Below are 24,221 nucleotides of genomic sequence, written 5' to 3'. Positions count from 1 at the left end.
TTGATCTGTTCAATTTAAATGAGGACTATTAAATCCCAATTTAACTAATCCGGCTTTAATTTCAGGCGCTGACATAAATAAGTTCCAAAGTAACCCGGACCTGTGATTTTCAATCATGACTACTATTGGCCCTTGGTCAATGGCCAAATACCTTTGGGGAAACCAATCCTCTTCTTCCGAAAACGCATCATAAAAACCATAAGGTCCAAAAAGCTTATCCCCATAGTTCTCAAACCAAAATCTCATCGCTTCCATGGAGTATTCCGGCGTATAAGGGAATGAAGATAGTGCTGCTGTTGGGGATATAACCCCCTTATCTTTATTTTCTCCTGGTGCATGGGCTGCATAGCCATTTACCGAATAACTTGCTGTCAATCCCCAGGATTTTTCTCCATATCCAGCAAATCCTAAAGGATTTTCCAGACACCAAGCCCTATTGGCAAGGGTATGGTTTACATTTTGTCTCCAGTAATCCGCATATCGATCTTTCAATCCTCTAGGGTCCAAACCCAAATAGGAATAGTGCGCCCAGAACAAGGGTCCTCCCAATTCTTCCGCACCATTGTGTCTCAATTCCAAAAGATGACCATAAGGTTCTGCATTAAATGCAATTTCACCTTTTCTTGCCCAACCATCATGATATACCTCTTCAGTAATTGGATAATTTGGAGAAGATGCGGCCAAAATATAAGTGATCAGGGTTTCATCATATCCCTTAATCGGGTGGTTCTTCTGAAATCCAATAGAAGGAGACCAGTGCCATAGCAAGACATTGTCTCCCTTTTTAATGTACCAGGACCATTCCATTTCCTCCCATAATTTATTGATTTTTTCTACAAGCAGTTTTTCCGAAGGATGGTCATTTTGAAAATATTGCCTTACCGTAAGGAGCCCTTGGGCCAAAAAAGCAGATTCCACCAAATCTCCGCCATCATCATCTCTTCCAAAAGGTTTTACCTTTCCTGTTTCACCTTCAATCCAATGTGACCAAATCCCATGAAACCGGTCTGCTTTGGCAAGATAGTCCACGATTTTATCTAATCTTTTCAAGCCTTCATCACGGGTAATAAAACCTCTTTCAATCCCAACCAATATCGCCATAAGACCGAAGCCTGAACCTCCCGTAGTCACTACATTTTGATCATTCTGTGGATAATCTCCGTCTATGTGAATTCTTTCGCGGGCCATTCCTGAGGTAGGCTCAGCTCCTTCCCAGAAATATTGAAACGTCCTATATTGTACTAATGTCATCAGGGAGTCATCGCTGATGACATTGGTTTCGAACTTAACTTCCCGATTCTTTTCCTTACAGGAGCAGATTTGAATTAAATTGATCAATAAAATCAAAATGAATAAATATCTCATTTTTTAAAGTTTAATAGGTGAAATTTAATTTCCGTAATCCTGAAAGGACTTCAGGATTTTTCATGAATAATGACCATAACAATCCAGATCTATGATTTTCGATCATTAGGATAATAGGGCCTTGGTCTATGGCCAGATAAGAGTTAGCATACCAAGACTCCGTAACATTAAAAGCATCGTAGAAACCATATGGGCCCCATAGCCTATCTCCCATTTCGAAATAAAAAAACCTTAATGCTTCCATTGATTCTTCTGGTGTATAAGGAAAAGAAGACAGGGCTGCTGTCAATGATATGACGCCAAGATCATTAATGGGAGAATGGGCACTGTAACCTTGGTGGTTATCACTAGCTGTAAAACCCCAACTGTTCTCCCCATAACCGGCAAATCCTTTAGGATTGTTGATTGCATGCGCTCGGTTGATTTTGGTATGCATTTTTCCCTGCGCCCAATAATCTGCATAAGCATCTTTTAGGTTTCTCGGGTCCAATCCCAAAAAAGAGTAATGTGAAAAGAATAAGGGACCTCCAAAATCCTCTCCCAATTGAAGATTGAATTGATAGAAACTGTTTCCATTTCTCATTTGACCATTTCTAGCCCATCCTTGATCATAAACCTCTTTGGAGATTGGGAAAGTAGGTGAAGAAGCAGCCAAAATATAAACTATCAATGATTCGTTGTATCCTTGGATTGGCAAATTCATATCCCAGCCAAAATCTGGCGACCAATGCCAGTAAAGCACATTTTTACTACCTCTGGTGTACCAGCTCCATTCTACTTCCTCCCATAACTGCTGTATATGATCTATTATAACCTTTTCTGTTGGAATTGATGGTTGGAGAAACTCCTTAACAGTAAGAAGTCCTTGTATCATAAAGGCAGTTTCAACCAAATCTCCTCCGTTATCTTTTTGACTAAATGGAATGGTTTTACCTGTATTACCATCCAACCAATGTGGCCAGACACCATGAAATCTATCAGCCTTGGATAAAAAATCCACAATCAGAGCTAAGCGTTGAACACCTTCTGACCGAGAAATAAAGCCTCTTTCAATACCCACAATGATTGCCATCACGCCAAATCCAGATCCACCTACCGTTACCAGATTTCCCGAGGTATTCCTCTCTCTTGCCATACCACTTGCAGGATGGGCAAAATCCCAAAAATACTTAAAGGTCTGTTCTTGGATTTTGGTCAATAATGCATCATCTGAGATCAGAGGGAATTTCAAAACTCCATCAGGTCCGGTGTAAAAGACACGCTTTTCTTCCGGAAATGCAGCACCTGATGCAGACTTAAGTGTATTGGAAATTTCAAGCTCAAATTTAGAAAAGTAGGGAAGCTTGCCTGATGATTTCAAAGTAACTTTTCTGTCTTCATTTGAATATTCGACTTGCAGTCCCGGAATTGCATGACCACTTATTCGGAAGGCATTTTGAGCAGTTGACCTGTCCACAGGCGCTGAAAAATTGATTTCAATATTGAGGTCAACATTCACATTTATTACCCTATTGGAATTGACCAACCGTCCTCCTTCAAATTGAATACTTTCAATCCTTAAGCCATCTTCTTGGGTCTTAAATTGAATTTGTCTGGACAAAATTGTCTGACCTGATTCACTTCTTAAGAAATCAGAAACGGACAACAAATACGTTTCTCCCGCTTCCAGTGCGCCAATTGGCCTCAAAATGACATTTGTATTATCAGAAGATGTGGCAAAATTGACATTTACCGGATTACCGTTCAATCTACTTAAAATAATACCCTGATTGAGCACACCTTCATCTACAGGCCTGCTAAAATACATGGTTATCGGCCTATCCAAAGGAAGACCTTCACTATAAGGCGGATCCAAATTGATTGTTTCAGTACCTACTTCTACTTTCAACAATGTAAACGCTGGCACATCTTCTCCTCGTTCTCCACAGGATACAAGTAAAAAAAACAAAACAAAAAACAGCGCAAGGTGCTTCATGGTTACATGGGTTTGAGAAAGCAAAGGAGTCCTATGACCCCTTTGCTTAATTAAAGTTTATGGTTTTTCGGCATCAATAATTGTCCTGATCTCATTTTGACTCAATGCCTTATTAAATAATCTCAGTTCATCAAAATAACTCTGATCAGACAAATGACCCCATTCTGTAAATCGTGGTGCTCCTGATCCAATTGACAATACATCACATCCTGTCCAATCGATTCCAGGGAAACCTCCCTGACTCACAATTTCTCCATTGATATAAACAGTCACCTGACTTCCTGAAATGGTAAATGCCAAATGGGCCCATTCTCCATCAGCAGGATTGAGGTCTGCAGCATCCCCACCATCAAACCAGTTGTCAGATCCACCATTCCCTACATTCAATTTGAAACGTTGATTTGGACCTGCTGCTTCCCTGAAAAATCTGAAACCCTTAGATCTATTATTTGGATTATTCGGATTATTTGGATCAGGTGGTCCAATCACCAACAAACCTGCCCTATCAGGCGATGCATTCACTTTATACCAGAATACCGCAGAGAATTCCTGACCTAACAAGCCAGCTGTTGGGAAAGTCAAATATGCATTAGAAGCCCCAGAATAGGCTCTTCCTGAAATGCCATTTACGAATCCAGGGGATCCAGAAACATTTGCATTTCTGATATTCACCAACTCCGTATAATCTCCATCAAATGGAAGATAGAAAACTTCCCCTTCATAAACAGGTCGATAAGGCTCTACTTTTTCAAACCTAACAGTCTCCACTGTAGATTTACCTGATTTATCTGTCGCTGTGATCGAAAGTATATGTTCTCCGTTCCCCAATGATGGATAAGTATAGGTCTTTACCACTCTTCTGTAGTCAAGAAAATCATTAAAAGATTCCAGTTGATTGCCATTCAGAGAAATAGTGACAACATCTACTTCAATATCGTCTCTGACTTCGAAATTGATATCAATGGAAGTCACATCCTCTACCACCCTGATCAAGGCACCCTCAATCGGGAAATTGATCAGGATTTCAGGAGCAGCATTGTCCGGTCCTGGATCAACAGCTACAATATCGTCTATATAGCTATCTGTACACCCTGCAAAAGCAAAGATTACAGCTAGTAAAATTATCTGCATTTTTTTCATAACTCAGTTATTTTGGTTAATGAATACTCAACCTCCATTAGAGGCATTTCTTAATTGTGGAATAATATCCAGTTGTTCCAACGGATAAGGAAGGAATCTATGCTGGGCTTGCTGGAATGACCTGCCTTCATAATTCAACTCTGAGGTTTTTCCATGTCTCACCAAATCATAAAATCTGATACCCCATTCAGTACCAAATTCTGCATATTTTTCATCCAAGACTACATCCAAATTGACCGATGAGGCTTGAGCCAAACCTGCCCTTGACCTGACTTGATTGACTGCCTGTTCGGCTGATAAAACAGTACTGTTTGCACCGCTCACCAATGCCTCTGCATGCATCAATAAAATCTCCGCATACCTGATGACTGCAAAGTTTTTATTCTCGCCATAAGTAAACCTACCTGGAGTAAGTTGGGTAGATGGCAAATAAAACTTACCACTTAACATTTTGTACCTAGGGTGATTGTTGAAAACATCCCCATCAGGAGTAATATGTGAAACCCAACTAGGTAAGTTTTGGAAATCAGGATCATTTCTCAATTCGGTGATGGCATCCGGAGTAAACAAGATTGAAGTCTGAACCCTGGTCTTCTCTCCCCTAGAAAGCAGGAATTTCACATATTTCATACTTGGCTCCCAGAAGCCCCAACCACCCCCTGCACCTGCTACTGCCGGTGTCCAACTGGCAGGTCCAAAGAAATCCCATAGGTATCTGGTATTGGTACCGGTAGGAGTTCCAAAATCAGAGTATTGAAGCTCAAGAATGTTCTCTCTGTTAAGTTTTCCTGGAATTTTGAACAGGTTATAATAATCCTGCTCCAAAGCGAATAGATTACTACTGATAATCTGACCAGTAGCATCAGCCACTGCCTGATAATTTTTAAGCTCCAAGTTAGCCATTGCTTTCACTGCCAGTGCAGTGTAAGCGGTAATTCCTCCTCTGACATCTGATCTTTGATTGGGATGTACTGTTGGCAAAGAAGGAATTGCTTCATCCATCTGGGAAACAATATGTTGCAATACGTCCTCAAAAGAAGACACTTCTACATTGTACAATGCGCTGGGTTGTGATGAATTCGGAATTAGGATATTACCCCAAAGCCTGGCCAATTGAAATAGCTCAAAGGCACGCATCACTTTAATTTCCGCAATGTATTGTTGCGCCAAGGTAGCATTAGCTCCTGCATCCTGATATTTCTGGATTTCTTCCATCGCTCCATGCCAATAAAGCAGATCGGTATATAAATTCAACCAAGTGGAATTATACATCCAAAAATTACGGTCATACCTGAACAGATCTGTTTCCGTCAAAGGAAATTGATCTCCTGCAGCATTCACATCATCGCCTCTCACAGAAATGATCGGGAAGGTTTCCCATTGCAATGAGTTTAATTCTGCATAAGAACCATATAGCATCAAAACCATATTTTCTGATTGCGTATAGTCAGTTCCATCAGCTACTATTTGGTTTTCCAAAGGTTGGTCAAGAAGGTCCACACAAGAGGAAGTCCCAAATAAGACAGTAACTAATGGAATAAGTATTTTAGTTTTAATATTTCTAGTCATGGTAGTGCGCTTTAAAGTTTGATATTCAGACCCAATGTGTAGATTGCTGGGATAGGATATACCTGCCTATCGATACCATTGGCCACTTCAGGATTGAAGCCGTTGTAATTGAACAAGGTGAGCGGCCTTTCAGCGGTAAATGTCACCCTTGTCGCCGGCATTGGAACACCAAAAAGAGATTTGTCCAATAAATTGTAAGATACTCTAACGTTTTGTATCCTGAAGTAAGATCCGCTTTCAACAAAGTAGTCGCTCATATTTTGGTTCCAACCTTTTCTCAACCCAGCAGCAGATGGATATTTGTCTGAAGTGCCTTCACCTCTCCAAAGATTCTCTGCCAATTCCGCATCAATGTTGGTGTCATTGGTAAAGATCAACTCACCTCTTTTTCTATTCAGAATGCTATATCCAGCCTGTCCCTGTACCAATGCTGAAACATCGAAATTTTTGTAAGTAAATCCCATATTGAATCCATAGGTAAGATTAGGTAAAAATGAGCCCAAAACTACCCTGTCCTGATCATTGATGATTCCGTCACCGTTTTGATCCACAAATTGAAAATCACCAGGTTGTAAATTATTCTCAGCGATAAATTGGGAAGTGTATCCGCTTTGGTCAATTTGCTGTTGGTTTTGGAATACACCGGCAACCTGATACCCATAAAATGCCTGAAATGGTTGCCCTACAATTGATCTTTGACGGAATTCTGCTGAGCCACCATCTAGATATTGTGGCCCCCCTAAACTCAATACCTGGTTTTTCAATGTTGCAAAATTACCACCCACATAATAAGAGAAATCTTTACTTACTTTGTCTTCCCAATTAAGTGTCACCTCCAAACCTTGATTTCTTATCTCACCAACACTCCTTCTTTCTGTTGCCCTGAAAACTGGAGGAATAATATTCACTGCTAGGTTTCTAGTATCACGGATGAAATAATCTGCATCAAGGGATAACCTGTTATTTAAGAATTTTGAATTAAAACCAAAGTTCTTTTCAACTGTAGTTTCCCACTGATCAATTAAGTCAAAGGTTGGGTTCAACCTCCTACCAAACACAAGGACATCATTGATCGCAGTGAAATTCTCCTGGATTGTGGGTCTACCTACTGAAGGACGGATCCCATCATTTCCCAGCTGCCCCCAAGAAGCTCTAAGCTTTAAAAAGTCAACTCCGCTAACATTAAAAAACTGTTCGGAGGATACCACCCAGCCTGCACCAATAGTGGCAAAATTACCCCATTTCTTTTGAAACTTATTGTTACCATCCCTTCTGAAAGTACCATAAAGCAAGAATCTATCATCATAGTTGTAAGACAATCTTCCAAAATATGACATGAAGAAAAGTCTAGAATTGATTACATCTCCCGTATCCCCAATATTATTGATATCAAAATTGGTTGCGTTGGATAAATACCAGAAATTCTCTCTTGACCTATCAGGAATTGGTGAAATCCCTGTACCCCTTGCAAAAAGAACTTCTGCATATTCGCTTCTGAATGACTGGCCCAAAACAGCGGTGAAACTATGCTTGTCAACGTAATCAGTATAGGTGAAGAAATTATCCCAGACTTGATCAAACCTCGCAAAATTTGTCCTTCCAATGGAAGATTGAAAATCTGTTACACCATCATTGAAATCAAAACCAACATTTCTGGAATTGATAATCTCAAGCGCATAATTATATGCTGTCCTAAATGAAAGCTTGCTAGGCATGATCTCAAAATCAGCATAGAAATTACCTAATACCTTCCCAACGTGGTTTCTGTTGTCATTGTACAATAAACTGTAAAAAGGATTTTGTCTGTTTCTATACCCAAGCAGCTGTGCATTGGAAAGTCTAAATGGCTCAGCTTGTGCATTCAGGTCATCGAAAACCGGAAGAATAGGAACTGCAAAGTATGCCTGAAACCAAGCACCATCATCACCATTGAACTGACGAGCAACGCTGGCATTGAAATTACCTCCTACGGTTAGCCAATTTCTAACATCCGTATCAATTTTTGCCCTGAAGTTCAATCTTTTGTACTCATTTCTGGTATCATTAAGAAGACCCTTCTGATCGAAATAAGAACCACCTAAGGAGTATCTGGTGGTTTCATTTCCACCATTAAAACTCAAGTTGTGGTTTTGGATGGCTGCAGGACTCATGATCTCAGAATACCAGTCCGTATTGACATTAGGGATATTTGGATCAATTCTACTTCTACCAAACCTCTGCATTGCATTGTTGACAAAGGCAATATCGGCTGTTGAACCAGTTTCGTTGATATATCTTACAAACTGCTGTGCATTTGCCATTTTCAATACATTTTGAGGAACCTGGGTACCATAGTAAGAATCGATGATAATTTCAGGTTTTTGATTGTACTTCCCTGACTTGGTTTCGATCAAGACTACCCCATTTGAAGCCCTCACACCGTAAATTGCAGAAGCAGAGGCATCTTTAAGTACGTTGATTGTTTCAATGTCATTGGGGTTCAAAAAGTCAATGTTATCAAAAAACATCCCATCCACAACATATAAAGGTGCTGCATTACCTTCAAAAGAACCAACTCCTCTTACTCTTACCGTGGGTGAAGCACCTGGTGCCCCATTACTCACAATCTGAACACCGGCTACCCTACCCTGTAAAGCCTGCATGGCATTTGGAGTAGGTGTTTGGGTAATGACATCAGATTTGAGTGTAGCAATCGAGGAGGTCAAATCCCTTTCTTTTAAAGTACCGTAGCCAACTACAACCACTTCATTTAAAGAAGAAATATCTTCACGCATAGTAATGTTGATAGTACTGGAATTCCCGACAACAAAACGTTGTGTTTCAAAGCCAACAAATGAAAAAACCAATGTATCCTCAGGGTTGACTTCAATGGAATAATTACCATCTATATCCGTAACAGTACCCCGGCTTGTTCCAGCCACTGTGACAGTCACACCTGGCAATGGTTGCCCTGTAGGATCAATCACCCTACCTGTAACCCTTACTTCAGATTGTAAAACCACCTGAACAGGCATTCTTGAATCCGATTTTTTGACATGAATATTTTCGTTCACCTGCTTGAAGTCCAAACCTGTCTGAATTGAAATTTTGCTAAGAATATCATAAACAGACAGGGAACTACCTTCCACCGTTACTTTTCCTGCATCTTTCACATCTCGATTAACATAAACAAAATTAAATCCAGAATTCTTTTCAATGATTTCAAATACTTTGGATAGGTTTTGCTCTTTGAGTGAAACTGTAAGATAAACATTCTCTATGCTCTTGGTCTGGTCATCAGCAGCCCTGGCACCTAATCCCATAAAAAGGAATACAAAAGCGATAGAAAATAATTTTACCATGTTAAAAACATAGCGCCGTAAAATATTTCTCATAATTTTTAAGTTTTTTGGATTGTGCTAATTGTTGGTTTCCACTATGATTAAAGTGGTTTAAAAACTGTCTATAACAGTAAGTTATCAAATGACACTTAATTCCATAGGCAAATTGTTTATTTGAAAGTTATCTTGACTTGTTTTGCGTTGATTTCATATTTAAACCCAGCTGAATAACTGAGACCTGACAGCAGATTTTTCAATGTTTGGTCCTGATATTTACCTGTTACCTTTATGTCCTTCTTTGGAAGATTCATTAATTGAATGTCAACCCCATACCACCTCCCTAGGATTTCAAAAACTTCTTTGATGTCCATTTCTTTCAAATAGATAATCTTTTTGGTCCATGCCATCACCTCCTCTTCATCAAATTCAGTTATTTTAATCTTTTGTTTTCCGACTGAATAGATGGCTGCTTTGCCAGGCAAAAGAAATTCTTCTTCAGCCGGAGAGGCTACTTTCACTTTTCCTTCCAGTAAGGAAATCTTCAAATCTTTGTTTTCTATAGCTTTGATATTAAAGGCTGTACCTAGAGCAGTTGTCACCAAGCCACCTGCATGAACTGAAAATGGTTTTTTCTCATCTTTTGCAACTTCAAAATAGGCCTCGCCTTCAAGGAAAATTTCCCTTCTATCTGTTTCGAAATTTTTTAAATGTTTCAAGACGGTTTCGGCGTTAGCGGTAATTCTGGTGCCATCTGTAAGTATAAAAACTGATTTCTGACCTTTTGGAACATTGTGTACAACCCATTCTACTTTTACTATTTCTTTCTCAGGATGAAAAACTAAAGGATTTATCAACACATAAGTTATGCCCCCTCCCAACAAAAAAATCATCAAAAATGTAAGATTAACAAGAGTTCTGTTTTTCCGGATACCGGATTTCAAAAATCCTCTGTCCGTTTTGCCTGAATTTAAAGTAGGTATCATTGAAATCACTTTAGATTCCTTTTCTTTTACCTCAACAGAGCTAACCGAATCTTCAATACGTTGCCATAATGACTCTTCTTTTTCTGTTGTCCAAGGATGAGCTTTCCTTGCCATATTAATGACCAAAAGTCTTGCTTTTTGGACATCTTCCTTTTTGTGGGGATTTTCGCTTAAAAAATCCTCCCATAGACTCCTATTGGAATTACTTGGTGTTAAAACCCATAATCTAAATTCAGGATCTAAGACAAAGTCCTCAATTGTATAATCACTTCTGCTCATAATTCACTAATCTTGAATACATGAGTCAAGAAGACCAAAAAGTTATCCTTCGATTTTAAAAAAATGTTAAAAAAATTTCCTGAATGTTGGCTAATCAAAAGAAGCCCAAATGCTTTTTAAGACTGTTTATTGCTTTCCAAGCTAATGTATAAACAGATCTAAGATTTATTTCGAGAATTTTAGAACATTCTTCATAGCTCATTCTCTCAAAAAATAAATATTGAATTACCTCTTTCTGTCTAAGGGGAAGGTTTTCGATACCCTTGGCTAGTCTCTTCTTTAGCTCCTCTTCTTGTTGACTCGATATCCATTCATCCTCAACTGATCCAGTTGAAACCAAATCCTCCATACCTGAAAACTCAATCTTTGCCTGTTTGGACTGTGTTTTTTTCGCCCTTTTGATTTTATTGGACAAAGATTTAAAAAGATACAACTTTAGGTTGCCCACTTCAGAAAGATTATTTTGGTACTTCCATAAATCCAAGAATAGTTCTTGAATACTATCCAATACAAATGGCTCCTCGTGGGCCAAGGACATTCCAAATCTAAAAAGCTCTGCCGAGTAAATCCTGTATAACTTTTCCAAACCCTTTACATCTCCTGACTTTAGCATTTCCCATGCCTGATAATCAGTTAATTGTTCTAGTTCATTTTTGGGGTTTGTATTCATTACTGTCAAAATTACAAATCCTCATCCTACTATTCAAAAATTTAATGAAATAGCACTGAAAGAAACTAATAATAAGATGGAATTTTTCAATTTATCAACACCAAAAGATAATAAAAAAACCAGCAGCGTGTGTGCTGCTGGTCCTTTCGAATTCTGATTTCCGAAACACGAAATCAGATAAACTCATTTAAAATATTCTCAAAAAGCTCTTGTTTGCCACTGGTCTGCTTAGGCTCACCCACAGCGATGGCATGCACTCTAAGATCTTCCAAGCTCAATTTTCCTTCTTCGAATTCTTTGCCTTTTCCTTCATCAAATGAAGCATAACGTTGTTTTCTCAAATCCAGATAGGCTGATTCGGCAAGAATCCTATCTGCGATCAACAAAGCCCTAGCAAAGGCATCCATACTACCGATATGGGCAAGGAAAAGATCTTCTAGATCTGTGGAATTCCTTCTTACTTTAGCGTCAAAGTTGACACCACCACCCTGAAGTCCTCCGCTTTGCAGAATTACCAACATAGATTCTGTCAGCTCCTGAAGGTTCAGCGCAAATTGATCTGTATCCCAACCATTCTGATAATCTCCGCGGTTGGCATCAATAGAGCCTAGCATACCAGCATCTGCTGCAACCTGCAATTCATGCTGGAAAGTATGGCCGGCTAAAGTGGCATGGTTCACTTCAATATTTAATTTGAAGTCCTTATCCAAACCAAAATGTCTAAGGAAACCTATTACAGTAGCGGAATCATAATCATACTGATGCTTTGTAGGTTCCATAGGCTTTGGCTCAATAAAGAAGGTGCCTTTGAATCCATTTTTACGGGCATAATCCCTCGCCATGGTCAGGAATCTTGCCAAATGCTCAGTTTCACGCTTCATATCTGTATTGAGCAGTGACATATAACCTTCTCTACCGCCCCAGAAAACATAATTCTCACCACCCAACTTGATAGTAGCGTCAAGCGCATTTTTTACTTGTGTTCCTGCCCAAGCTACTACGTTGAAGTCTGGATTGGTAGATGCCCCATTCATATACCTAGGATTGCTGAACACATTGGCTGTACCCCATAAAAGTTTGACACCTGTCTCAGCCTGTTTAGCTTTAGCATAATCGGTAATGATTTCCATTCGCTTCTCATAATCAGCCAATGAAGGTCCCTCATCAATTAGGTCCACATCATGGAAACAATAATATGGCGCACCTATCTTGGTAATAAATTCAAAGGCTGCATCCATCTTATCTTTGGCCCGCTGAATAGGGTCTGCGTTTTCATCCCAGGCTCTCCTGATGGTTCCGGGCCCAAAGGGATCACCTCCGTTTCCACAGAAGGTATGCCAATAGGCAATAGCAAATTTGAAATGTTCCTTCATGGACTTTCCTGCCACCACCTGATCAGGATTGTAGAACTTTAATGCAAATGGATTTTTAGATCCCTTGCCTTCAAATTGGATCTTTTCAATACCTGGAAAATAAGTTTTGGACATAATTTTTGGGTTTTAAATAGGTTTAATAAAATTAGAGGCAGGCAAATTATCCATTTTTCAGGATAATGGAAAACGTTTGCACAAGACCTGCTAAATAAATTTATAAGTGGCAATTGAACGAATAATCGTTGAGCAGAAAAGAAGATTTATTACCTGTTAAAATCTGGAATTATTCAAATCCTTTTTTGATGCTTTCTGCAATTTCAGTCATTTCTTCTTGAGAGAGCTTTAATTTAGGCCTCGAAAAATTGATATCATCCATACTTCTCAAAGGAATTAAATGGACATGAACATGTGGAACCTCCAATCCAATGACAGCCACACCGATTCGAGTACATTTGATGGTTTTGTCCATTGCATGAGCAACTTTCTTGGAAAAAACATGTAAACCTGCCAACACCTCATCTTTAAGGTCAAAAATATAATCAACTTCTAATTTGGGCACAACCAAAACGTGTCCCTTGGCTAAGGGCATGATGTCCAGAAAAGCAATATAGTTTTCATCCTCTGCTACGATATGGGCAGGAATTTCTCTGTTGATGATTTTTGTGAAAATTGTTGCCATGGGGTAAAAATAAAAAATCCCGAGGGAGAAACCATCGGGACAAAAGATTTAATAAGAGATATCCAGTACTTCAAACTCCAAAGTACCTGCCGGAGCAATGATCTGAGCAACGTCTCCTTTGGATTTACCTAGAAGTCCTTTCCCAAAAGGAGATGCCAAAGAAATTTTGCCTGCTTTAAGGTCTGCCTCTTCTTCAGACACCAAAGTATAAGTGACGGTCATACCGTTTTTCACATTCTTGATTTTAACAGTACTCAAAATACCAACTTTAGAAGTGTCAAGTTTGGAATTGTCCATTACTCTGGCATTCCCCACAACCTCCTCAAGTTTAGCAATTTTGAGCTCGAGCAATCCCTGCGCATCCTTAGCAGCATCATATTCTGCATTTTCGCTAAGATCTCCCTTATCCCTCGCTTCAGCAATCTGCTTTGCGATATCAGTACGGCCTTTGGTCTTCAGCTCCTGAAGCTCCTCTTTCAGTTTCCTTAATCCTTCTTCAGTGTAATACTGTATTTTTCCCATGCTTGTAAAATTTTATATGCTATGAAAAATAGAAGAAACGGTCCTGCTGAGCGGGACCGTTTCTTCTATCTAGTTGCTATATTAATTAAACAAAGGTAATCAAATCAATTTCAGAAAGCAATAATTGATTTAAAAAGAAATTTCCCTATATATTCAACTCCAAGGAATATTACTATACTTAATTTTCTCAACCAACACCCTGTTTATCTTCTCGTATGACTGAAATGTCCAACCGGCGATATGCGGACTGAAGATCACATTTTCCCTTCGAGATAAACGTTCAAATTCTCTCTTTTGTTCATCTGTAAAAGTGCTGAATTTTTCATTTTCTAAGACATCCAAAACTGCACCCCTCAAAATCCCTTCTTCCAAAGCGCTATTCAGGGTGCGGAAAGTAATAATCTCTCCTCGGGCGGTATTAATAAGGTAAAAAGATTTTTTGAACTTCTTGAGTAATTCATAGGTTAGAAATCCCTTTGTTTCAGGAGTGAGCGGCACATGAAGGCTCAAAATATCTGACTGCTCAACCAATGTCTCAAAGTCCACCTCCTCAACAAATTCGTTTCCAAACCCTGATTTGTACTTGTCATAGGCGATGATACGTACATCAAAGCCTATGAGCTTTTTGGCAAATGCCGAGCCCATATTTCCATATCCCAATACACCTACTGTTTTGCCTTGAAGTTCCTCTCCCCTGTTTTCTTCCCTATTCCATATGCCTTTCTTAACCTCCTTATCCGAGCGATTGACATGGTTAAACAAAGCTAAGAGGCCACCAATTGCATGTTCACCGACAGCATCTTTATTCCCCTCTGCCGCATGGAAAAGCCTGATATTTTCCTGTTCCAAAAATTCAAGGTCGATCTTATCCAGTCCTGCCCCTGCCCTACCAATAAATCGGAGATTGCTTGCTTTTTCCAGCAAATCCCTATCAATTGGAGTTTTTGACCGGATGATAAGTCCAACATATCCTCCTAATATGGCCAAAATTTCAGGCCTTTGTATATCAGGTCTGTAATCGACTGCAAAGCCTTCCGCTTCCAATAAAGGAATGATCGATAGGTGCATTTCATCTATAATAAGGACCTTGCGAAGATTTTCATCAAGTTGATACATAATCAGGTGTTTTATAAAACAAATCAGGCCGCTTCTTTGCAGAAAATCACTTTGCTTGCCCCAAGGTATTTCGTAAGCGAGGAAATGATATCATGGGCAGACTCTGTACCGATCCCTTGATCCAGCAAAATGATTTCATATCCTCCAGATTTGAAATACACCTTCAAAACCGGTTTTTTAAGCAATGAATTTCTTATAGACAAAATCCCAAAACCCATCATTATCAAATAAACAAAAAGTACCACGAAAGTTCCTCTGACATCATTTTGTTGACCGAAAACAGGAAAACTGAATTTTTGGATTGGAATCAAAACAAGAACAGAGGTAATCAACAAAAGCCCAAGACCAAAAGTCAATTTGGGTCGTTTTACTGCAACATCATTTAAAACCTGAACTTTCTCGATATCTCCCCAACTTATAAAGGTAGATTTTGGGAAGTAAAATTGGATCCCTTGATCAGAAACATGATACCAATGTTTTTTATGGCTGAGATTTTCTTTCATGAATCTATTATAATTTAAGAAGTGACATCGCCACCCCAAAATACACCGCCAAACCCAAAAGGTCATTGGCGGTAGTTATAAATGGACCAGATGCAATCGCTGGATTGATACCAAACTTATCCAAAACCAAAGGTGTTACTGTTCCCATAAAAGAAGCTAATAAGACCACACAGAACATTGCCAGGCCAATAGTTAAACCAAATATACTCTCGAAGCCATAAATAAATACCACAACTGAAAAAACAAATGCTCCAAGAACCAGCCCGTTGACCACTGCAATAAGTAACCCCTTTATAAACCTCTGCCAAGGTGTATCATTAAACACCGATTTAGAGGCCAGTGTCTGAACTACCAAAGAGGATGATTGGATACCCACATTTCCTCCTGTAGCGGCCACCAAGGGAATAAATGAAGCTAATGCAATATACTTGCTCAATCCATCTTCAAAGAAACCAATAATCTGTGCCCCCATCAGCCCCCCTACCACGCCAATCAGTAACCAAGGCAATCTGGCTTTGGAAATTTTAAAAACAGAATCTGACTCTTCCACATCTGCAGAAATACCTGTCATTGCCTGCATATCCTCCTCAGACTGCTCCCTGATGAGATCAAGAATATCATCAACTGTGATTCTTCCTACAAGTTTGTTCTTGGCATTGACCACTGGTACCGATTCAAGGTCATACTTCCTCATGATCTCTGCCACTTCTTCTCCATCCATGTGAGTGGGTACTGAAATCAATTCGGGTTCATAAATATCTGAGATTTTTGTATCAGAAGATGCTAGAATAATCTTTTTCAATGAAACCCTCCCAAGAAGGTGTTGCTTATTGTCAACCACATAAATGGAATAAATTTTCTCCACTTTCTCTCCTTGCCTCCTGATTTCTTCAATGGTCTGGACTACATTCCAGTTTTGGTTGGCTTTTATGAATTCTTTTGCCATCAACCCCCCTGCGGAGTCCTCATCATACCTCAAAAGGTCCAGGATGTTCGCAGATTTTTCTTTTTCCTGCAAATATGAAATGACATCCTCACGCTCTTTAGATGGCATAAGAATTAGAATATCTACCGCATCATCAGATTCCATTTGATCAATCAGGGCAGCGAGCTCTGATGCTTCCATTTCCCTGATTACTTTGACCAATGAATCTTCATCCAATTCAATAAGGATATCTGCAGCGGTACCTGGAGTCAATAACCTGAGAACATAAATAGCTTCATCCAAATTGAGCTCATCCAAAATGGCTGCAATATCCGCCACATTCGCTCCCTCTAAGGACTCTGTAATGAAGTTATTATCCTGAATTCCTATACTTTCCCTTAGGCTTTCCAGGTACTCTTTGGATAATTCAAATGATTTTATTGGTTCCAAGATTCCTGTAGTTTTTTTGTCAATATAACAAATTCCTGAACGTCTAACTGTTCCGCTCTCTTATCCAAGATAGCATCCTCTTTCAATTTATCTGACAATCCAAGTGGTTTAAGGGCATTCCTTAAAGTTTTTCGGCGCGTGTTAAATCCTTGTTTGACAACCCTGAAAAACAATTTTTCATCACATTCCAACTGCCTTACCTTATTTCTTTTCAACCTGATTACCCCTGAATTCACTTTTGGAGGAGGATTGAATACACCCGGAGGGACAGTAAATAGGTATTCAATTTCATAATAAGCCTGCAATAAAACAGATAAAATCCCATAATCTTTGTTCCCTTTTGGAGAGGCTATACGCTGTGCCACTTCTTTTTGAAGCATGCAAACTACCTCGGTTACACTATTTCTCTCTTCAAGTATTTTGAAAAAAATCTGGGATGATATGTTATAAGGAAAGTTGCCTGCCACTGCATAGGACCCACCCATTATTGGGCCGAAATCCTTTTTCAAATAATCAGCTTCAATGATCTTATCACCTAAATCTGAATATTTTTGGTGGAGATATTGGATTGATTCTGAGTCTATATCTACTAGGTAAAGGTCCCAATTTTCTTTTAGTAAAAAATCAGTCAACACACCCATACCAGGCCCTATTTCAAGAACCTTCCGTACATCTTGGTGTCCAGTAACTGCCTTGGCTATTTTTTCCGCAATGCCCAGATCGGTCAGAAAATGCTGTCCAAGGTGTTTTTTGGGTTTGACCTTTTCCATACGCTATACTAAGATTATTTTATATAAATTGCAGGTCAAAAATAAGAGAATTCTCACAAAGGCTAACTATCAATTGTGAACTCATTCTCTTCTTTACCTTTGCTCCAACTGGAAAATTTAAATCTTACAGTAGGGAGATTGAGTATAATTTTAAAACTAAGCAATCGCTTTAAGCATGAACCCAAGAAAAAACAAACCAGTAATAGGGATCAGTATTGGAGATATCAATGGTGTGGGGCCCGAAGTAACTCTGAAGGCTTTGTTGGATAGCCGCCTTCAAAAACTGATCACGCCAGTAATATATGCACATGGCAAAATAATAACCTTCTATAGAAAACAATTGGAATTGGAAGAATTCAACTTCATGCAGATCAAAAACATTGACGAAGTTCATCATAAAAAAATAAATGTCATCAATGTAACAGATGAAAGCCCTGAAGTAATTCCAGGTGTAGAAACCCAGGAAGCTGGAAAAATGGCGGCCACCGCACTTGATGCCGCCATCAATGATTTAAAGGAAGGAAAAATAGATGGCTTGGTAACTGCTCCATTAAATAAGAACAATATCAATTCACCAGAAAGAAAATTTGTAGGACATACAGAATACCTTTCAGATGCTTTTGGGGCCAAAGAAAGTTTGATGTTTCTTGTAGCAGAGGATATTCGGGTAGGTTTGGTGACTGGGCACTTACCACTCAAACAAATTGCAGCGAATATTACTGCTGAAAATATAAAAAAGAAATTGGATATCATGCTCCAATCTCTTCAATTGGATTTTGGTATAGGGAAACCAAGAGTGGCCGTCCTTGGACTTAACCCCCACGCTGGAGAAGATGGTTTACTGGGAGATGAAGAAGAAAAAGTCATCAAACCAGTAATCAGGGATTATAAGGATAAAGGTCATTTAGTTTTTGGCCCATACTCCGCCGATGGATTCTTTGGCATGATGCATCAGAAAAAATTCGACGGCGTTTTAGCCATGTACCATGATCAGGGACTGATTCCTTTCAAATCTCTGGCATTTGAAACGGGGGTAAATTTCACGGCAGGTTTACCTATTGTACGAACCTCCCCGGATCATGGAACTGCCTACAACATCGCCGGAAAGAAAATTGCGGATGAAGGATCTATGAGAGCTGCTATTTTGCAAGCTTACGATATAATCAAAAACAGGGGAGATTGGGAGTCTGAAGAAGACTGATTTTTACACGATGAAACCAAAAAAAAAAGCGGCATTTGTACCGCTTTTTTTTGCTTCATTGAATTAATACATAGGGAATTCCTTTTGTAAACCTTCGAAAGCATCAATCATTTCCCATACAGGTTTGTAATAAGTAGATGCCAATCTTGAAGAAGCAGATCCATTAGCGATATAATCCAATGCTGCGGCCAATCTCCTTTCTAATGGATCTCCCCAATCTCTAGCAGGATTATCTCCTACTCTCATATTCGCCGGGAAACCTTCAAAGTAATTTGCTTGTCCATTTGCATTGGCTATGGCAAAAGTGATGGGTACAATTTCCACATCATTCGAACTAAGCGTACGGTTAAAGCCTGATAATGGAAAAGAACCCACAGGCTTGCCATAAGTATTGTCTCCTATCAAATAAACATTCATGTAAGGTGTGAGGCAGTTGATCACTAATTCAGACGCAGAAGCAGAACCCCTCGAAGTGATAAAAATCACTCTATTAAGAGCTAGGTTGCCTCTTTTGTTAAAATTCACAGTGACATTTCTTTCAACCTTATTGCCATTATGGCTATTGGTATACATAGGTCTTCCTGATGCTGATGCTGGAACCAAATAATTCAAGATCTGTTCAGTTACAGCTACCGATCCTCCACCATTGTACCTAAGATCAATAATCAATTCATTGATTCCTTGCTGTTGAAAAAAGGTAAATGTATCATCAACTTCTTGGCTTCTTGTAGGTGTTAGGCCTGCTGTAGCCCTGAAACTTTGATATACCCAATGACCTACCTTTTTACCTCCTACCTCATAGACATCCCGATGCAATACAGAATTGGACTGAAAGGATCCTTTTTCAATAGTCCGGGTAGTTTCAGTTCCATCAGGCAACCTAAATTTAAAAGTATTGGTGACCCCAACTGTATTGGGACCTAAATCAAAACTGTAACCGCCATTTGAATTTCTATATGAAGAAATCGGGCGACCGTTGATTTCAATAAATTCCCATCCTCTCCTCCATCCATCTCTTCCTGCAGGTCCTTGGGAAAACACGAAAGCAACAAATAACCTTTCGTTTTCATCAAATGCAAAGCCAAAACCATGTGCTCCCGTTTGTTGCCCGGTAAATGCAGCATCAAACTGAGCTCTTGTAGTCAAATAAGACCACCTGTCCAATGGTCGGAACATCAAAGCATCCAATAATTCCTGATTATTAGAAAACTTTGAAACATCCATATTGGGAGGCAATTCCGAAGTCCAAAAATACCATTCTTTCATTGTGTCAAAAATTGCCTTTTTGACTACATCTTCTACTTTTTCCAGTTCTACTTCATCCGATTCTGGATTACACGCGGCAAATACTATGGCAAATACCATTAGGAGCCCCCAGAACTTACTTTTAATCGTACTCATTTAAATTAATTAAATTTTAAACTCACTTAAAGAAGTCCTACTGAAGTAGGACTAGATAACAAAATCATATACTTTAACTGATGACCATTTGTTTGAATTTCTTTCAATAAATTTCAAATGCATCGGGTCTACCTGATAAGTATTTTGGTCCTCTATGCTTTTAAAGAAAAGCGTACAAGCCACTTGATAACTGTGATCAACAACGTCCCTTGCTTCAGTGGGAGCGGGCGTTCCGATATAAAATTTATCAACGGATTTACATTTGCCCAAGACGGACGCTTCTTTGATAAAGTCAGACACATCAACTCCATCTTTTAACCAGAAATAGACCTGGTGAATCATGTTTTGTTTTTTAGTTTGCTCTGCCATAAGTTGAATAGGTAAAGTTGTCGCAGCACCGGCTACAGTTAATGCTTGGAGAAATTTTCTTCGGGATTTCATGTAAATTTTATTAAGGGCATTAAATATAAACATTTAAATTGCCTCTTGAAATACTATCCAAAAAAAGCACAAATATGAATTTCAGGAATTTCGGAAAAACTGGATGGAAGATATCAGAAGTTGCGTTGGGCACTTGGCAGGTTGGTGGTGGCTGGGGAACAGATTTCAATGAAAAAAAAGCCCAAAGAATTCTCCATTCTGCAATTGATCAAGGTGTTAATTTTATTGATACAGCAGATGTTTATGATACCGGATTAAGCGAAAAAGCCGTCGGAGAGGTAGTAAAGCAGAGCAGAGAAAAGATTTATGTGGCCACTAAATGTGGGAGAAAGATTCAGCCATATGTAAATGAAGGTTATACTCCTGAAGTATTAAGAAAATTTGTAGAAGGCTCCTTAAAAAATATGGGCTTAGAAACTATCGACTTGATTCAACTTCATTGCCCTCCTACACCTGTCTACCATAGAGATGAAATATTTGAGGAGTTTGGAAAATTAAAAGAAGAGGGAAAAATCCAAGAAATGGGCGTTAGTGTGGAATTGGTGGATGAAGCAATTGCAGCTATGAAATATGATATTGTCTCAAGTATCCAGATCATTTTCAACATGTTCAGGCATAAACCGTCAGAAAAACTCTTCACTCATTCAGATATTGATGATTTTGGAATCATTGCAAGGGTGCCTTTGGCTAGTGGACTATTGTCAGGAAAACTTTCTCCCTCCTCCTCTTTTGCTCCGGAAGATCATAGATCCTTCAACAGAAATGGTGAAGCTTTTGATAAAGGGGAAACTTTTTCAGGAGTAGATTACCAAAAGGGGTTACAAGCTGTAGAAGAACTTAAGGAAATCTTCAAAGGGAATGAACCATTGTCTGCTTGGGCCATTCGCTGGATCCTGATGTTTCCCCAAGTGAGTACGGTTATACCAGGTGCCTCTAAAGTAGAACAGGTCAGCGCAAATTTACATGCAATGAATCTACCTGAGGTAAATACAGATCAAATGAACGCAGTACGAAATGTCTATGAAAAATATTTTAAACCAGAAATCCATCAGCTTTGGTAAGGTAAACTGGTCACAAATCCCAAATTAATTCCTAATACAAAAACGTAAAAATCATCAAGTTTTGAGCCTACGTCGAGTTTTAATCATTACTTACTATTGGCCACCTTCAGCAGGCTCTGGGGTTCAACGTTGGCTCAAATTTGCAAAATACTTACCGGAATACGGATGGGAACCCGTCATTTTCACACCTGAAAACCCTGATTTTGATCTTAAGGATGAGAGTTTATTGAAAGAAGTCAAACCCAAGCTTGAGGTTCTTAAATTCCCAATATGGGAACCTTATCAAATTTTCAGAAAGCTAAAAAAGCAAAAATCTGGAGACACGGCCAAAGTATTGGAAAAAAAGAAAAAGACCTGGATCGATCTGCTGGGTATTTGGATACGAGCCAATATCATCATTCCTGACCCAAGGGTATTTTGGGTTAAACCATCGGTCAATTTCTTACTTGATCTTTCCAAATCAGGTCAATTCCAGGCCATCATAACGACTGGCCCCCCGCATAGCTTGCATCTTATAGGACTGAAAATACACCAAAAAACAGAGATCCCATGGTTGGCGGATTTTAGAGATCCTTGGTCAAAATGGGAGTTTTTAGAAACCCTTCCGATGATAAATTTGGTAAGAAAGCGACATGAGAAATTGGAACAAAAAGTCCTATTCAACGCAAACGCAGTTACTACAATCAGCCCCTGTTTTCAAGGTGAACTGGAAATTTTGGGAAATAGAAAAATTGAACTATTGACCAATGGATTTGATGAAGAGGACCTTCCAAATAATTGGATGGAAAAGAAAAGTAAAATTGCGGTAACAGAAATTTTATATACTGGGATCATAGACGCTATCCGTAATCCAATCCCATTTTTAAGCGCGATGAAAGAGGCATTTGAAGGTAATCGAAAGCCTGTTAAAATGAGGTTTGTCGGTAAAGTATCCGAATCTGTCCGGGAATATATCACAAAAGACCCATGGCTTAGTGTCCATGTAAACTTGGAAGGATATGTACCTCATGAAAAAGTTTTTGATTTTTATAGTCAAAGCCATCTGCTTTTACTAATTCTTACAGATACTAAAAATGCAAAGGGCAATATCCCAGGGAAGCTTTTCGAATATATGGCCACTGGAAGACCCATTTTGGCCTTAGGAGATCCAGAGGGAGATTCTGCAAAAATCCTGAAATCAGCCAATGCAGGAAAGGTTTTCAAACACTCAGATTTCGAAGGAATCAAAAATTTTCTGAAGTTGTTTGAACCAAAGGATACGCATTTCTCCGCCCCTGAAATCCAGCAATATTCCCGTAAAAACCTAACTCAACAGCTGGCTGGAATTTTAGATAGGATTTCAGGAACTTAAATGCGCTTGTTTCCCGGTGGTCAGTTCTTTACAATTGTTGAAGGCTTTTAGCACAGGATCAATAAGCTTAAGTTTTTTATACCACTCCTCCAATCACCTATAAAAATAGGTTTAAGGCTAAAATCCAGCAGTCCTGAATTGAAAACATTGGTCAGAAAATTCCAATTTCAAATCAGAAAACCTCCTTGGCAATCCTATAAGTAGCCTCAGCCTTACTCATTGTGTAATAATGTAAAACAGGTACACCATTGGCAATTAGTTCTTTACTTTGATGAATTGCCCAATCAACTCCCACTTCTTTCACATCGGCATTGGTTTTGCATTTCTCAAGCTCATCCATCAATGCGTCGGGAAGATCAAGGAAAAAGGTCCTTGGCAACATCGTAATCTGCCCTAAGGTAGTAATTGGCTTTATTCCTGGGATAATGGGGACAGTTATACCCATTTCCCTTACTTTCTTGACAAAATCAAAATACTTCTGATTGTCAAAAAACATCTGGGTTACGATATACTCAGCTCCAGCATCAATCTTTTCCTTAAGATACTTCAGGTCAAATTTCAAGCTTGGAGCTTCAAAGTGCTTTTCAGGATATCCTGCAACTCCCACGCAAAAATCAGTATGAAATCCGGTTTCTGTTTCCTCATGCAGATACCTTCCATGGTTCATATTTACAATCTGCTTTACCAGATCCTTGGTATAAGCATGCCCGTTTGGCTCGGGAGTAAACTTATTTTCACTTTTGGGGGCATCACCCCTAAGGGCGAGGATGTTCTGTACACCTATAAAGTTGAGGTCGATCAGCGCATTTTCTGTCTCTTCTTTTGTAAATCCTCCGCAGAGTAAATGAGGTACAGCCTCTACTTTAAACCTGTTCATGATAGCTGCACAGATTCCAACTGTTCCAGGTCTTTTTTTGGTAGAAACTTTTTCTAGTAGTCCACTCGGATGTTTTTTATAAATAAATTCTTCCCTATGATAAGTCACATCCACAAATGGCGGATTAAATTCCATCAATGGCTCAATGCCTTCACACAAATCTTTAAGACTTTGCCCCTTAAGTGGTGGTAAAATTTCAAAAGAAAAAAGGGGTTTCTCAGCTTGATTGATGTATTCTGTAATTTTCATA

20 protein-coding genes are annotated in these 24,221 nt (G+C 39.1%); 3 read left to right on the top strand and 17 right to left on the bottom strand.

The window, feature by feature from the left end:
* Window positions 1-9: 9 nt before the first annotated feature.
* From CLV48_RS06505 to rsmA, 14 genes are all read right to left on the bottom strand, one after another.
* A complete protein-coding gene (locus CLV48_RS06505) occupies window positions 10-1,365 on the bottom strand; it encodes a glucoamylase family protein (RefSeq protein WP_106566448.1) in 1,356 nt (451 codons plus the stop codon).
* A gap of 10 nt (window positions 1,366-1,375) precedes the next feature.
* A complete protein-coding gene (locus tag CLV48_RS06500) occupies window positions 1,376-3,340 on the bottom strand; it encodes a glucoamylase family protein (protein ID WP_106566447.1) in 1,965 nt (654 codons plus the stop codon).
* Window positions 3,341-3,397: 57 nt separating this feature from the next.
* Window positions 3,398-4,480, bottom strand: a complete 1,083-nt coding sequence (locus CLV48_RS06495) for a LamG domain-containing protein (RefSeq protein WP_245889502.1) — start codon at window positions 4,478-4,480, stop codon at window positions 3,398-3,400.
* 27 nt (window positions 4,481-4,507) lie between these two features.
* Window positions 4,508-6,049 (bottom strand): RagB/SusD family nutrient uptake outer membrane protein, encoded by a 1,542-nt coding sequence (locus CLV48_RS06490; RefSeq protein WP_106566446.1) that lies wholly within the window; start codon window positions 6,047-6,049, stop codon window positions 4,508-4,510.
* Window positions 6,050-6,060: 11 nt separating this feature from the next.
* Entirely contained in the window at window positions 6,061-9,423 is a 3,363-nt protein-coding gene (locus CLV48_RS06485) for a SusC/RagA family TonB-linked outer membrane protein (RefSeq protein WP_106566445.1), read from the bottom strand.
* Between the two features lie 116 nt (window positions 9,424-9,539).
* A complete protein-coding gene (locus tag CLV48_RS06480; protein WP_106566444.1) occupies window positions 9,540-10,631 on the bottom strand; it encodes a FecR family protein in 1,092 nt (363 codons plus the stop codon).
* A 94-nt stretch (window positions 10,632-10,725) separates the two neighbouring features.
* Window positions 10,726-11,301, bottom strand: coding sequence for an RNA polymerase sigma factor (locus CLV48_RS06475; protein WP_106566443.1), 576 nt, complete (start codon window positions 11,299-11,301; stop codon window positions 10,726-10,728).
* A 173-nt stretch (window positions 11,302-11,474) separates the two neighbouring features.
* Window positions 11,475-12,788: a xylose isomerase gene (gene xylA, locus CLV48_RS06470; protein WP_106566442.1), complete on the bottom strand. Its 1,314-nt coding sequence runs from the start codon at window positions 12,786-12,788 to the stop codon at window positions 11,475-11,477.
* 169 nt (window positions 12,789-12,957) lie between these two features.
* Window positions 12,958-13,353, bottom strand: a complete 396-nt coding sequence (locus CLV48_RS06465) for an HIT family protein (protein WP_106566441.1) — start codon at window positions 13,351-13,353, stop codon at window positions 12,958-12,960.
* A 48-nt stretch (window positions 13,354-13,401) separates the two neighbouring features.
* Window positions 13,402-13,875 carry a transcription elongation factor GreA gene (greA, locus tag CLV48_RS06460; RefSeq protein WP_106566440.1) on the bottom strand — a complete coding sequence of 158 codons (474 nt, stop codon included), beginning with the start codon at window positions 13,873-13,875 and terminating at the stop codon, window positions 13,402-13,404.
* A gap of 153 nt (window positions 13,876-14,028) precedes the next feature.
* Complete coding sequence (locus CLV48_RS06455) at window positions 14,029-14,991, bottom strand: 2-hydroxyacid dehydrogenase (RefSeq protein WP_106566439.1); 963 nt, start codon at window positions 14,989-14,991, stop codon at window positions 14,029-14,031.
* A 23-nt stretch (window positions 14,992-15,014) separates the two neighbouring features.
* Window positions 15,015-15,494, bottom strand: coding sequence for a hypothetical protein (locus CLV48_RS06450; RefSeq protein WP_106566438.1), 480 nt, complete (start codon window positions 15,492-15,494; stop codon window positions 15,015-15,017).
* Window positions 15,495-15,501: 7 nt separating this feature from the next.
* The gene (gene mgtE, locus CLV48_RS06445) at window positions 15,502-16,869 is read right to left on the bottom strand and encodes a magnesium transporter (protein WP_106566437.1); all 1,368 of its coding nucleotides are present in this window, start codon (window positions 16,867-16,869) and stop codon (window positions 15,502-15,504) included.
* On the bottom strand, window positions 16,857-17,639 hold the full coding sequence (rsmA, locus tag CLV48_RS06440; RefSeq protein WP_106566436.1) for a 16S rRNA (adenine(1518)-N(6)/adenine(1519)-N(6))-dimethyltransferase RsmA: 783 nt from the start codon (window positions 17,637-17,639) through the stop codon (window positions 16,857-16,859). Before rsmA ends, mgtE begins: the two co-directional genes overlap by 13 nt.
* 175 nt (window positions 17,640-17,814) lie before the next feature.
* On the opposite strand from rsmA, the gene pdxA reads away from it, so the two are divergent.
* Window positions 17,815-18,840, top strand: a complete 1,026-nt coding sequence (gene pdxA, locus CLV48_RS06435; RefSeq protein WP_106566435.1) for a 4-hydroxythreonine-4-phosphate dehydrogenase PdxA — start codon at window positions 17,815-17,817, stop codon at window positions 18,838-18,840.
* 63 nt (window positions 18,841-18,903) lie between these two features.
* On the opposite strand, the gene CLV48_RS06430 is transcribed toward pdxA, so the two are convergent.
* A complete protein-coding gene (locus CLV48_RS06430; protein WP_106566434.1) occupies window positions 18,904-20,241 on the bottom strand; it encodes a S41 family peptidase in 1,338 nt (445 codons plus the stop codon).
* A 51-nt stretch (window positions 20,242-20,292) separates the two neighbouring features.
* Window positions 20,293-20,682, bottom strand: coding sequence for a Dabb family protein (locus CLV48_RS06425; protein ID WP_106566553.1), 390 nt, complete (start codon window positions 20,680-20,682; stop codon window positions 20,293-20,295).
* Window positions 20,683-20,756: 74 nt separating this feature from the next.
* On the opposite strand from CLV48_RS06425, the gene CLV48_RS06420 reads away from it, so the two are divergent.
* Entirely contained in the window at window positions 20,757-21,743 is a 987-nt protein-coding gene (locus tag CLV48_RS06420; protein ID WP_106566433.1) for an aldo/keto reductase, read from the top strand.
* Window positions 21,744-21,804: 61 nt separating this feature from the next.
* Window positions 21,805-23,094 carry a glycosyltransferase family 4 protein gene (locus CLV48_RS06415; protein WP_106566432.1) on the top strand — a complete coding sequence of 430 codons (1,290 nt, stop codon included), beginning with the start codon at window positions 21,805-21,807 and terminating at the stop codon, window positions 23,092-23,094.
* 172 nt (window positions 23,095-23,266) lie between these two features.
* Here the strand turns inward: CLV48_RS06415 and metF are convergent, their stop codons facing one another.
* Window positions 23,267-24,220: a methylenetetrahydrofolate reductase [NAD(P)H] gene (gene metF, locus CLV48_RS06410; protein WP_106566431.1), complete on the bottom strand. Its 954-nt coding sequence runs from the start codon at window positions 24,218-24,220 to the stop codon at window positions 23,267-23,269.
* Window position 24,221 lies beyond the last annotated feature (1 nt).

The organism is Cecembia rubra, assembly GCF_003014575.1.
Lineage (GTDB): Bacteria > Bacteroidota > Bacteroidia > Cytophagales > Cyclobacteriaceae > Cecembia_A > Cecembia_A rubra.
This window is presented reverse-complemented; position numbering and strand designations above follow the sequence as displayed.